The sequence below is a fragment of the Pectinatus brassicae genome (assembly GCF_014201835.1).
GTDB lineage: Bacteria > Bacillota > Negativicutes > Selenomonadales > Selenomonadaceae > Pectinatus > Pectinatus brassicae.
This window is the reverse complement of sequence record NZ_JACHFH010000050.1, coordinates 1-12647: the sequence shown is the minus strand read 5'-3', so window position 1 is coordinate 12647 and position 12647 is coordinate 1. Positions and strand designations below refer to the sequence as shown.

At 35.5% G+C, this 12647-nt stretch carries 15 protein-coding genes; 5 read left to right on the top strand and 10 right to left on the bottom strand.

Annotated elements, in window-relative coordinates:
* Positions 1-21 precede the first annotated feature (21 nt).
* Positions 22-207, bottom strand: a complete 186-nt coding sequence (locus HNR32_RS12830) for a hypothetical protein (RefSeq protein WP_183863289.1) — start codon at positions 205-207, stop codon at positions 22-24.
* Positions 189-674 (bottom strand): tRNA (adenosine(37)-N6)-threonylcarbamoyltransferase complex ATPase subunit type 1 TsaE, encoded by a 486-nt coding sequence (tsaE, locus tag HNR32_RS12825; protein WP_183863287.1) that lies wholly within the window; start codon positions 672-674, stop codon positions 189-191. Before tsaE ends, HNR32_RS12830 begins: the two co-directional genes overlap by 19 nt.
* Positions 675-973: 299 nt before the next feature.
* Between tsaE and HNR32_RS12820 the strand changes: the two genes are divergently transcribed.
* Positions 974-2221, top strand: a complete 1248-nt coding sequence (locus tag HNR32_RS12820) for a pyridoxal phosphate-dependent aminotransferase (RefSeq protein ID WP_231038137.1) — start codon at positions 974-976, stop codon at positions 2219-2221.
* A 70-nt stretch (positions 2222-2291) separates the two neighbouring features.
* Here the strand turns inward: HNR32_RS12820 and HNR32_RS12815 are convergent, their stop codons facing one another.
* The 5 genes from HNR32_RS12815 to pyrF form a co-directional block, all read right to left on the bottom strand.
* Entirely contained in the window at positions 2292-2978 is a 687-nt protein-coding gene (locus HNR32_RS12815; protein ID WP_183863285.1) for a hypothetical protein, read from the bottom strand.
* 15 nt (positions 2979-2993) lie between these two features.
* Entirely contained in the window at positions 2994-3569 is a 576-nt protein-coding gene (pyrE, locus tag HNR32_RS12810; protein ID WP_183863283.1) for an orotate phosphoribosyltransferase, read from the bottom strand.
* 61 nt (positions 3570-3630) lie between these two features.
* The gene (locus HNR32_RS12805) at positions 3631-4956 is read right to left on the bottom strand and encodes a PepSY-associated TM helix domain-containing protein (RefSeq protein ID WP_183863281.1); all 1326 of its coding nucleotides are present in this window, start codon (positions 4954-4956) and stop codon (positions 3631-3633) included.
* Positions 4957-5000: 44 nt separating this feature from the next.
* Positions 5001-5564 (bottom strand): Maf family protein, encoded by a 564-nt coding sequence (locus tag HNR32_RS12800; protein WP_183863279.1) that lies wholly within the window; start codon positions 5562-5564, stop codon positions 5001-5003.
* 13 nt (positions 5565-5577) lie between these two features.
* Entirely contained in the window at positions 5578-6294 is a 717-nt protein-coding gene (pyrF, locus tag HNR32_RS12795) for an orotidine-5'-phosphate decarboxylase (protein ID WP_183863277.1), read from the bottom strand.
* A 207-nt stretch (positions 6295-6501) separates the two neighbouring features.
* Here pyrF and HNR32_RS12790 point away from each other — a divergent pair, with 207 nt between their 5' ends.
* Entirely contained in the window at positions 6502-6972 is a 471-nt protein-coding gene (locus HNR32_RS12790; RefSeq protein WP_183863276.1) for a YbaK/EbsC family protein, read from the top strand.
* 30 nt (positions 6973-7002) lie between these two features.
* Positions 7003-8001, top strand: a complete 999-nt coding sequence (locus HNR32_RS12785; RefSeq protein ID WP_183863274.1) for a D-isomer specific 2-hydroxyacid dehydrogenase family protein — start codon at positions 7003-7005, stop codon at positions 7999-8001.
* 81 nt (positions 8002-8082) lie between these two features.
* Here HNR32_RS12785 and HNR32_RS12780 read toward each other — a convergent pair whose 3' ends face one another.
* Complete coding sequence (locus HNR32_RS12780; protein WP_183863272.1) at positions 8083-8508, bottom strand: C-GCAxxG-C-C family protein; 426 nt, start codon at positions 8506-8508, stop codon at positions 8083-8085.
* Between the two features lie 75 nt (positions 8509-8583).
* Between HNR32_RS12780 and HNR32_RS12775 the strand changes: the two genes are divergently transcribed.
* Entirely contained in the window at positions 8584-9336 is a 753-nt protein-coding gene (locus tag HNR32_RS12775; protein ID WP_183863270.1) for a sulfite exporter TauE/SafE family protein, read from the top strand.
* A 139-nt stretch (positions 9337-9475) separates the two neighbouring features.
* On the opposite strand, the gene HNR32_RS12770 is transcribed toward HNR32_RS12775, so the two are convergent.
* Together HNR32_RS12770 and HNR32_RS12765 are read right to left on the bottom strand one after the other, a co-directional pair.
* Positions 9476-10405: a hypothetical protein gene (locus tag HNR32_RS12770; protein WP_183863268.1), complete on the bottom strand. Its 930-nt coding sequence runs from the start codon at positions 10403-10405 to the stop codon at positions 9476-9478.
* 80 nt (positions 10406-10485) lie between these two features.
* Positions 10486-11814: a hypothetical protein gene (locus HNR32_RS12765; protein ID WP_183863266.1), complete on the bottom strand. Its 1329-nt coding sequence runs from the start codon at positions 11812-11814 to the stop codon at positions 10486-10488.
* A gap of 381 nt (positions 11815-12195) precedes the next feature.
* Here HNR32_RS12765 and HNR32_RS12760 point away from each other — a divergent pair, with 381 nt between their 5' ends.
* Positions 12196-12570, top strand: a complete 375-nt coding sequence (locus HNR32_RS12760) for a hypothetical protein (RefSeq protein WP_183863264.1) — start codon at positions 12196-12198, stop codon at positions 12568-12570.
* The last annotated feature ends 77 nt before the right edge of the window (positions 12571-12647 follow it).

Genomic DNA, 12647 nt, shown 5'->3' with positions numbered 1-12647 from the left:
CCAATCTCTATATGCATATTTCTATACATACTGACTAGTTTGGTCGCCTAACTCACGACTAAAGTCACGAGTGTGCGGCTCCCATTTAATCAAAACCTCTGATTGCGGCTTTTTTAGCTGCATTGTAACTTCTGACAGCAGTCTTTCTTCTGTTGCTACCGCAGCACTTGAAACCATTGTTGCTGCATCTATTGCCAGGACTGGCATATTTGTTTCAACTCCTCATAAATCGGCTGATATTTCTGCCCATTTAATTTTATTTTTATCTCTCTTTGTATTTCCTGCGAAGCACTTATTTCAATATATAAATTGTCTTCCGGCAAGGCATCAATAAATTTATCCGGCCATTCAATTATTATTATGTCGCCATCTTCCTGCGCATATTCATAAAAACCAATATCATATAATTCATCTTCCGCTTCTAAACGATATAAGTCAAAATGATATACGGTAATATCACCCTTATAAACATTCATTAAATTAAATGTAGGGCTGGAGGCATTTTCACAGTGGAGCTCAGCAGCAAGTCCCTGGGTCAGCGTAGTCTTGCCCGCACCTAAATCCCCTTGTAAACATATAACTACCCCCTGCTTTCCTACTTGCGCTAAAGCTCGTCCTAGCTGCTGTGTTTTTTCCGCTGAATCACTATATAAAGTAAAATTTTTTTGTTCCATAATCCTCATATCTTTCAATAAAGTTCTTTTATTTTATAACGATAACTTTAACTTAATAATTATAGCATAATATAAATCCAATGTGAAAAATACAATATTATACAGCGCTTAAATTTTAATATCTGTCAAGATTATTTAATTTTATTAATGTATACATGAATACACTTAATTATTTGCAGGAATATAAAATTTTATCAAGAAGTTATTATATTCGTATCTAGTAGTAATTTATTTTTAATGCTTAAGCATATATTTATTACTGCCACGCATTAAATAAAAGAATTTTAGGGGGAATTATCTTGACTGCAAGTATGGCGGCTTCTCATTCCGTAGGCAAAATTGCTAAAGATGTTATTTTTGGTGCAAGTGCTGCTTGTAAAGAAGCTGTTGCCAAATATGGTAGCGAAAAAGTAACTAACGCTACAATTGGCGCAATAATGGACGACGAAGGCAAATTAGCCTGTATTCCTGTTGTGGAAAAAGTTTTACGTACACTGCCAATTAATGATCTTATTTCGTATGCACCAATCTCCGGTGTTCCTGAATATCTCGATATGACCACCGAGCTTACTTTTGGCGATCATAGACCAGACGGCTATACAGCTGCAGTTGCTACCGCTGGCGGTACCGGCGGAATCCATCACACCATTTGGAACTATACCGAAGTTGGCGACAGCGTCCTTACTTCTGATTGGTTCTGGGGTACATACAATATGCTTTGTCGTGAAGTTGGCCGCAAACTCGTAACTTATCCGCTTTTTGACGAAAAACAAAATTTCAATATCACTGCTTTTGCGCAAAAAGTTGATGAACTAATTGCCAAGCAGGATTCACTGCTTATTATCATCAATACACCCGCGCATAATCCTACCGGCTATAGTTTAAGTGATGATGACTGGACAAATGTACTTGATGTCTGCCAAAAGCATGCTAAAACGCCTGGCAAAAAAATCACCATTATGGTTGATATCGCTTACATTGATTTTGCTGGTGAAAAAAATGCTACCCGTAAATTCATGGAAAAATTCTCCAATTTACCCGCTAACATACTAACAGTATTCACCTTTAGCATGTCTAAAGGCTACACTGTTTATGGCCAGCGCTGCGGTTCCATGATTGGTTTATCATCCTCTAAAGAAGTAATTACTGAATTTGCCGATATAAATAAATATACCAGCCGTGCTACCTGGTCCAACATCAATCATGGTGCCATGGCATTGCTCGTTGCTATCAATAAAGACAAAACCCTGCAAAAAGAATTCGAAAGCCAGCGTGATGCCCTTTATCAAATAACCCGTAAGCGCGGTGCCATCTTTATGGATGAAGCCAAAACCTGCGGCCTTAATGCCTTGCCTTATAAAGCTGGTTTCTTCCTATCCATTCCAGCTAAAGATTCAGCTGCTGTCTGCAACAAAATGCACGATGACCTTATCTTTGGTGTTCCACTAAAGGCCGGCGTACGTATTGCTGTCTGCTCTGTTCCAACAGGAAAAATGAATGGAATGGCACAAAAAGTTTTAAATGCTTTAAATGCCGTAGAAAAATAAGCAATTCTCTCATTGCTTAAAAAGGCCTAAACAGTATGAGTTTCAACTGTTTAGGCCTTTTAGTTTTATATTATTTTCCCTTATTTATGCGTTCACGCAGACTTTGCATATGAGATACAAGCTTTAGTTCCAATTTACCAATAAGTTCTTGGAGCTCATGAGCATCAAATGCATAGCTTACTTCCGGTATATTAAAAATACGGCTTTCACCAAAAAATTCATCGCGAAAAACATTATAGTATATTATAAAATTACTTTGATTAGGAAAATCACTATAATCAAATATAATATACGAGCCATTTATCCCCCGCACTGGTTTATCTGGACTTATAAACAAGCTGAATCCTTCTAATGTTTCCGGTACAAGTTTATGATAATCCCACTGCATTATCTTCTTATCATGCACTATTGAAGTTATATGTTCAGCATTAAACTGCGCCATAGCAATCAACAGATTTTCACAGCGTTTTTGCAGTATATCTTCAAAATCGTTAAGCTTAGCATAAATATATTCAATAACACAAAATTCCGTAAGACCAGTACGCATACGCAGCTTATATTCTTTAGTTTCATCATGATAATAAATTGTTATGCTGCGCCGCAAAGCTGCATTTTCATAACTATATAAATCGAGCATATCACCATGCTCATGCATAAGCTTAGCAAAAGTAAAACCATGCCACTCTTGCGGCAGATTTTTCATATATTCCCAAGCTTCAATTTCAGCTGTGATTTGCTCTTTTACTTCATCTTTCACAATATCACCACTTGATTATTTACCAGTACTACCACGTTTTGTCATTGGCACATTATCCTGGCAAAGCGGACATTCTTCCGGCTTATAAGTCTGTACATCAAGCTTTAATAAAGCTTCATGTGGTACATCGCCAAAGCTGGCTTTACCACCACTTCTATCAACCAATAAACCAACACCAACCGGAATTGCGCCTTCACTTTTTACCACATCGATAACTTCTTTTACCGAGCCGCCTGTAGTAACAATATCTTCAACAATCAATACTCTTTCGCCTTTTGCCAAAGAAAAACCACGACGAAAAGCCATCTTACCATTAACACGTTCCGTAAAAATAGCACGTGTTCCTAATGATTTACCTACTTCATGCGCCAACAAGATACCGCCAGTCATTGGACCAACTACGGTCTGAATGTTTTTATCAGCAAATCTTTTTGCCAATTCCTGACAAAGTTTTTCTGTATACTGCGGATGCTGCAGTACATTAAATTTTTCCACATACATCGGGCTGTGCAGACCTGATGTCAATAAAAAATGGCCTTCCATTATCGCACTTGTTTTTATCAATAATTCTTTTACTTCTTGCTCAGTCATTAAATTATCTCTCCTATATATGTTTGTACTAGATTATACCATTGACAGTAATTTTTGTCATTTATCTATTACGCAAATAATGATATATGCCTATAAGAAAAACTATATCCCACAACACAATCGCTACTACTGTCCCCCAGCGCCCAAATACCGGCAAAGGCAGCAACATTGCCAGCAGGCTTAATCCCATCACTATCAGCGGTATCTGCCAAATCATACGTTTAGATAATACCCCCAGCGAAAATGCCGAAAAATCAGCATTTCCTGCAACTAAGGAAAACTTCTTTTTACCCCAACCAATAATGCCCGTCAAAATAACAATTATCGTAATTATATCCAGTACTGCCCAAATTATTTTAAGTACAATATTATTATGATTATATAAATGCAAATCCATTAATTTCCCAGCTAACGATAAATATAGCGGCATCGGCTCAGTAAAGCTTTGCAGCTGCCCCTTGGTATCTTCGCCTACAAAAGCCAACTGCGCTTTTAACCTTGATGCTGAAAATTCCTTATCAGTGATAGAAAAAATATACTGATTATTATTTTTTCTATCAGGAAATTCCACCGCCAAAATATTTCTTTGCGGATATTTTTGCTGCATAAAAACAAATGCCTGCGAAAAGCTGCCATTATATTTTGCTGTGCCGGACAAACTATTGACTGCTGCCATACTAGCTGTGTGCATATATGCATTATAACCAAAGGCAAATAATACTATCATTATACCGCTAAAGCATAATAGAGCTGCCCACGTTGCTGAAATAATTCCCAAAAATTTATGCCAGCCAAAATATTTAGATAGTGAATTTCTTTTATCTATTTCGGCAAAATATGTTCTTTTCATAAATGCTTTATAAATAAACAGACCTGAAATAAGACAAATCAAACTCAAAAAACACATAAAGCCTAAAAACAGCATGGCATCTTTCCCTAAGCCCATTCTTATATGCCATACATGCATTTCATGCATAAAATCTGCTAAAGCAGCGTATTTTACTTTCTCACTGTTCCAATCAAATAGCATATTATCCTGTGGATAATATGCTATTTGGCTGCCCATGCCTAAATGAAGTCCCGCACCATTTTCTTTATCATCACGACCGGCTAACCGAAAGAGTATCCGTCCTTCACTAGGTTCAGCTGTTATTGCTTTGATAATTTTATGCGGATATTGCTGTTGTATAAGTCTTTCTCCCGCATTTACCGCTGACCAAAGTTCAGCATAACTAGCCGTTCTCTGAACTTTTTCGGTATTTTGCAGTGAATTATAATTGCTGATTTCCTGCTTAAATAAAAGCGGCAGTCCAGTAATGCATAATAACAAGAAAAAAATTGCACATATAAGACTTACCCATTTATGTATCTTATACCAATAACGCATAAATTACCCCCTCAATGATTCACCTAAACATAGTTTTTTATAATTTATATATTTAAAAGTGAAAAACCTGCTTTTTGTGCTAATTGATACAATTTATGCAGTGGAAGTCCAACTACATTGGAATAGGAGCCGCTTAATGCTTTAATAAAGATCGCAATTTTTCCCTGCACTGCATAAGAACCTGCTTTATCCATCGGTTCGCCTGTTTTTATATAGGCTTTTATTTCGACATCTGACATATCTGCCATATCGACCTGAGTCACTGCGAAATCCTGCCAAACTTTATCATTATATACCAACGCCAGCCCGGTATATACAAAATGTCTTTTACCCGATAATGTTTTAAGCATAGAAAATGCATCTTCTGTATCTTTGGGTTTGCCGTAGACCGCATCATCCAATGCTACTACAGTATCGGCACCTATAACTAAGGTGTCTTTATGCTTTGCGGCAATATCCTTTGCTTTTATCAGGGCATTTGCCATTACTACTTCTTGAGGAATACCTGTTTTTACTTCTTCGGCATTTGATGTTTCACAATTAAATGTACAGCCAATTTGTTCCAATAATTCTTTACGGCGCGGTGAAGCTGATGCTAATATAATCACTTTATTACCCCTGTTATTTTATATTTTTTATTTCTTCTAATATATTATCTGCCGATGCTTTAGGATTGTCCGCTGCATAAATAGGACGTCCAATAACCAGCTGACTGGCACCATTTTGCAATGCCTGCGCTGGTGTAGTAATGCGACTTTGATCATCAGCTGAAGCACCCGCTGGACGTACGCCAGGTGTTACTATCATAAAATCATTACCACAAGCTTCACGTATCATTTGTGCTTCTCTGGCAGAAGCTACCACTCCATCAAGACCTGCTTTTTGCGTAAGTTTTGCCAAACGAACCACCTGTTCATGTATCGGCATCGCCATCCCAAGCCCCTGCCAGTCCTCATCATTAGTACTGGTCAATATTGTTATTGCTATTAATTTAGGTGGATTTATTCCCATTTTAGCCGCTTCTTCATGCACACGCGTTACTGCTTTCTGCATCATGGTAAAACCACCAGAAGCATGCACATTAAATATATCTACACCAAGTTTCATCAAAGAAACTAAACCTTCAGCTACAGTATTAGGTATATCATGCAGTTTTAAATCAAGAAATATTTTTTTATTTTGTTCTTTTAAATATGTAATTATCTGCGGCCCAACAGCATAAAACAACTCCATACCCACTTTATAAAAGCCTACGCTATCGCCTAATTTTTCTACTAATGCCTTTGCTTCTGATAATGTTCGCACATCTAAAGCTGCTATTAATCTTTCATCTGCCATTTATTTTCTCCCTTTATCAACTTTATTTATTGTTTCCATTATAGCATAGGGAATATTTACTCCGCATTATACAATATCATAAAAACATTTATATTGACTCTATAATAATTACAGCCTTTATTCTTAAACTCGTCATCTGACTATAAGCTTTACACTCAAAGAACTGCGCACTATAATGGTCAGTATAAACAGAAGGCGAGGTATTTTATGTCTATTGCTAAAGTAAAAACATATTTAGCACAATTCCAGTGCGAAAATTCCATCATAGAATTCCCTGTATCCAGTGCTACTACAGCTGAAGCCGCCAAAGCTGCCAACTGTGCCGAAGGACGTATTGCCAAAACCATTTCCGCCAAACTCAACGACAATGCTGTTTTAATTGTCATTTCCGGCGATAAAAAAATTGACAGTAAAAAATACAAACAATATTTTGGTAAAAAATTCTCGATGTTAAAAGCCGAGGAAGTAGAACCGCTTACCGGGCATCGCATTGGCGGAGTCTGTCCATTCGCTGTAAATACCGGCGTAAAAATATATCTTGATAAATCATTACAACGTTTTTCCACTGTTTTTCCCGCCTGTGGTTCCTCTAATAGTGCTATTGAGCTTACCATCGATGAGCTGGAAAAATATTCTAAGGCCGCTGCCTGGATAGATATAAGCAAGGACAGCCTATAAATAATATATACATTTTAAGGAGTGACATGCATGTCCAAAGAAAAAATATGTGTCTTTAGTTATCGCGATTTTGATGAAGCCGAATATTTTACCCGTATTAGTCAGGAACTTAATATTGAACTTATTATATGCCGTGAAAATATAACGAAAGATAATTTTCATTTAGCAAAAGGCTGTACGGCAATAAGCATTCTTACCACCCTTATTGATGATTCCTTGATGAAAGAGCTGCATGATATCGGTATCAAAGTAATATCGACCCGTTCCATCGGCTTTGACCATATCGATTTAAAAGCTGCCCAAAAATATAATATGCATATCTGTAATGCCTCTTATCCTACTAACGGTGTAGCCGACTATGCTATAATGCTTATGATGATGGCTGCACGTAATATGAAACGTATCATGGAGCGTGCTGCTATTCAGGATTTCTCCCTGCCAGGCTTGCAGGGCCGCGAATTGCCAAAATTAACTGTCGGTATCATCGGTGCTGGTCGTATCGGACAAACAGTAATTAAACATTTATCCGGATTTGGCAATCCTATTCTGGTTTTTGACAAATATCAATCTGATGAAGTAAAAAAATATGCTCGTTATGTCGAATTTGATGAGCTTATTGCCCAAAGCGATATCATCAGTCTGCATGCTCCCCTTACTGAAGAAAATCACCATATGATAAATGCGCAAACAATTGCCAAAATGAAAGATAAAGTTATCATTGTAAATACTGCCCGCGGCGGACTTATCGATTCAGACGCCTTAATCAACGCCATTGAAAATGGCAAAATAGGGGCTGCCGGTCTTGATGTTGTCGAAGATGAATTTGGCTTATACTACAATGATTTAAAATCACAGCCGCTTACTAACCGACATTTGGCTATTTTGCGCAATTATCCTAATGTGATAGTAACACCGCATATGGCCTTTTATACCGATAATGATGTTCATGACATGGTTTATTCCAGCCTAAAAGGCTGCCTGCTTGAAGCTGCCGGTGAAAAAAATCCGTGGCGTGTTTTTCCTAAATAAATTGAATGCAATATATTAGCAATAAAATAAAAACCAAAGCCTGCTATATAGACTTTGGTTTTTTATAATATATAATTCTACTCACTTTTCAGCAATACCAGGTAAATTATCCTGCATAAATTGAGCGGCATATTCCACTGCTTTTTTTGTCAAATTTTCACATAAATGCGGCGGATCAGCAGCTTGGAATCCATTTGGTCGTAAAACACGGCATTCGATATCGCCAAATTCATTAGTAAAACAATCTATATATTTATGACAGCAGTCTATCACCTGCTGCTGTCTCATATGTTTCACCTCACCATAGCGGCCAATAAACAATAATGGACCTTGTACTAAACCACATTGTGTACGATTGCGTCCAGCATTTAACCCTATAAGTGATGGCACTAAATCGTCAATTTTAATATTGAATTTTTCGCCTAAAATCTTTAAACTGGTTATAAGACAGGGAAAATCATCCTGCCAATAATAATCATGCACTCTTGTTTCTACTAATTTATCCATAACGCTCCTCCTTTTGATTGTTCATTATACCCTAAATATTTATATTTTCAACTACTATTGTAAAGAAGGAATACTATGATTTTTGCCGCTATGCTCATTTTAGGCCTAACTATCGGCTTTGTTGGAGCCGGTGGTGCTGGTGTTGCCATAACCCTGCTGACCGTTGGCTTTAATGTCCCTATCCATAGTGCTTTAGGCGTTGCCCTGTCTACAATGATGTTTACAACCTTCTCTGGAGCAATAAGTCATCTGCGCGAGGGCAATATAAATTTAAAAACGGGCTGTGCTGTGGGTATCGGTGGTGCCTTAGGTGCCTTTCTCGGTGCCCATATATCCAATTACATACCATCTAACAACTTACAAATACTTACCGCGCTGATGATGCTTATTTCGGCCTTATTATTATATATAAAATTATTTTATCCCGATGCTATACATAAATTTAGTGTAACTGCCAGTTTTTCTCAACATTATTTTTGGCCCTTAGCTTTTATTATTGGAATTATAAATGGCACTTTATCCGGTGCCTTTGGTATCGGTGCCGCGGCTTTTATTCAGCTCAGCTTATTACTGATTTTTGGTCTGCCGCTTTATAAAGCTGTCGGCACAACAATGCTCGTGATAATCCCAATTTCTGTCTTTGGCGGACTTGGCTATTTAATGGCTGGTCATATTGATTTATATTTATTTGTAAAAACTTTATTTGGACTGATGCTGGGCTCATTTATTGGGGCTAAATTCACCCGCTTAGTTCCTGCTCCTATTTTAAAATACTTTATGGTATTTATGCCGGTTTTAGGCGGTCTTATACTTATGTTTTGCAAATAATATCTGTTACTGAAAAAATTTTATAACACAAACTATAGCTCATAAATAATTTTGCCTAATGATATATTATCGCTCCATGTTAGCAACAAATTATCTATGAGCTTTTTTAATATTTAACAGCATCCTTTAAATAATTTTATTATCCTTTATAGCCAGCAGCTTTTAAAAGATTCCAGATATTTTCTAGATAATTATTTTTAAAACCAGTACTTGCTATTTCTGGATCAAGATTACTATTTAAATTATTTTGCATGGTTTGTGCAGCTGTTTTATCACCTTTCTTATCTAATGCACTTACGACCTCATTCATATTATGATATTTACCATTAATAACGTTTTTCCAAATATCATCATCTTGGCGGTTATTACTCATAAAATCAACTAACTGATTACTAAGTGTTACAAGATTATTATTATAGGAAAAAGCTACAGAATAATCCCCCTTATCTATTGATTTATGAGAAAAGCTATTTATATTACCTATTACTGATTTACCAGTAACCTTATCCATATCTTTTAAAAATTGATTCATTCTATTTGTATAATCAAAGTTAACTTTTGCCGTATTAAACTCATCTTCAGTTGATTTAGCAAATAATTTATTATAATGCTCTTTATCGGTATTAGTTCCTTCAAACAATGCCTTAATTTCTTGATAAGCTTTACCATCAATAGGATTAACACTAGGATCTAATGCTAAATTTGTTTGAGGATTTTCATTAGCAATGTATGATAAAGCAGCATATATATAAGCACTACTTTTGCCAACACCAAAAGAATCTATAGAATGCATAAATCCTATTTTACAAGTAACGCCATTCATTATAACCGTATCAGTATTAATATTTTTAGAATCTTTTGATTCTGTAATCTTATGCGTTTTTAGAAAACTCTTAATCTCATCGTTTAATTTTTGCATCTCGTCATCAGATAATGTTCTAGGTGTTAAATCTAATAGATAGGCTGGAGAAGTTTCTGTTTTATCATTTGTAGTATTTGTTTTATTACTAGCAGAACTTGCTACTGGATTAGTAGTTTTTATAGCATTTGTTGCATTGTTTACCTTCATGGCTTTATTACACTCCCTTGTTATAAAAAAATATTTCTATCTGTAAAATAGAACATAATCATTGTATATGCTGATATTTATTAATGTAATTTATTTTGCAATTTTTTTAATTCATCTTCTAAAATATCATTTATCTGCTGCTGTAAATTTTGGATATTTTTTTCTAAATTATTAATTGTTTCTGTTTTGCTTTCCTGATTTAAGTCAGTAGCTTTTATTTCATGTATTTGTTTATTAATAGCAGCTATTCTTTTTCTTAGTGCCTGCACTCGTTTATCGGCAGAATTACTGCTGTCATCATCTGATTTTATATATTCTCTATCCATAGGATATTTTTTTAATTTTTCATATTCTGCTGGTGCATTTTTATAGGCTTTATCAAGCTCGGCTTTGGTATAATCAAAAGAAATTTCATCACTGCCAAACAATTCTTTGCGCAAATCATTATATTTACTGGTATCCCCAGTCCCTGGCGTATAGCCTACCGTTGCTTTCCATAATTCTCCATCTTTTTTATCATAGTCCGCTCCACTAATATATATTTTATTTTTATAGTCATCAGCAATTTGCTGATAACCATTTTCTTGTAATGCATCTATAACTTCATTATCATTTTTATAATTACCACGAGCAAGATTAATCCATATAGATTCAGCATCTTTATTATCAGCCATAAAATTTAATCTATTGCCGCCTAATGTTAGTAGTGTATTATTATAACTAAATTCAATACTATTATATGAAAAATCCGTGTTTTCATATAATTTTTTTTGCCAATTTCCCTCAGTAGTAATCAAAGGCAATGTACTTAAACTAGTATCAATCGCAACATATACACCTGCTTTATCCTGCAATTCCTTGGCCATATCTTTTATTTTTTGATAATCTTCCTTAGAATAATTGCCCGCACTTATAGTGGCTTGTGCTCGTTCATCAGCTAATTCATTAGTTGAAAAAGCTGCTATAGCGGCATATTCAAGATTATATTCTTTAAAGACTTTTTTCCCACCCTTAGCAATATTATCAGCCGCATTATAGTATCTTTCCAATGCTTCTTTAGCTTCCGGTTTTAATTTACTGGGTATTTCACGACCATTACGAAATGATAAGGCCGCATTATCATCACCATTAATCATAGTTTCACGACATGCATCTTCATTTAGAGTATCTGGTTTGCGTTCAATACCAACTGTGGACATATCAATATCCTTAACACTTTTTTCGATATTTTTTACAAAATCAGGATCTTTTAATAAATTTTCCAAACGTTTTTGCATCTTAATTTCTACATTGTATGCTGGTGCATTAATCTCTCTGCTTACTGGCAATGATCCCGTCTTATTAGTTTTACCAATATTCGGACTTTTATTGGTGTTAATTATAGCATTTGTTGTATTTTTTACCATCATGGTTATACCACACTGCCTTGCTATTATTAAAATATTTACACTTATGATACAACTTTTTATAAATAATTACAATAATCTGAAAAAAGAGGGTATAATGATATATTCTTGAAATATATATAGTACATTATTCGCATTGTGCTAATTGAAATTTAGATGCCTGAAAGGCTCCCCTGTAGGGGAGCTGGCAGCAAAGCTGCCTGAGGGGTTAACCCTTCCGACTTGACTTCGTCAAGCCACCTTCCCTATGCTGTAGTTCTTAGTGCTTTAGCACTTTAGAAATACAGTACACACCGTGCAGGGCCGGCTTTAAGGACACACTAGTTTATTAACTAGCACAACACGAAATACATTATGTGTTTTTTAACAAAGGAGTGTTTTTTAATGTCGATAATAAATAGAAGTCAGGGAAGTATCTTTAGTATTGCCGGAAAAGCTTTAAGTTCACCTAATAGTATATTAAAAGCAAAATCGCCGCTTACACAAAACAAACAGCAAACCGACTATAAATTGGATGTTGATATTAAGGGAGATACTGTAAAAGATAAATTATTATCATGGAAATATGCTGAATATAAAAAGCGTTTTATGGCTGAATTAGGCAACCAGACACCTGATGAAAAAAATAATATATTACTAAAAAGTTTGCAAGATACTAATGGAAACGTTGGCTATGTTAAATGGTTTAAAAATCTAATGACACCATTTAAGAATGCTTATCATAAAAAAATTATATTCATTCAATCGAGTAGGAGCTAAATAATTAGTTTATTTAGCGACCTCTCACACCACCGTACGTACCGTTCGGTATACGGCGGTTCAATAATTTAACGTAA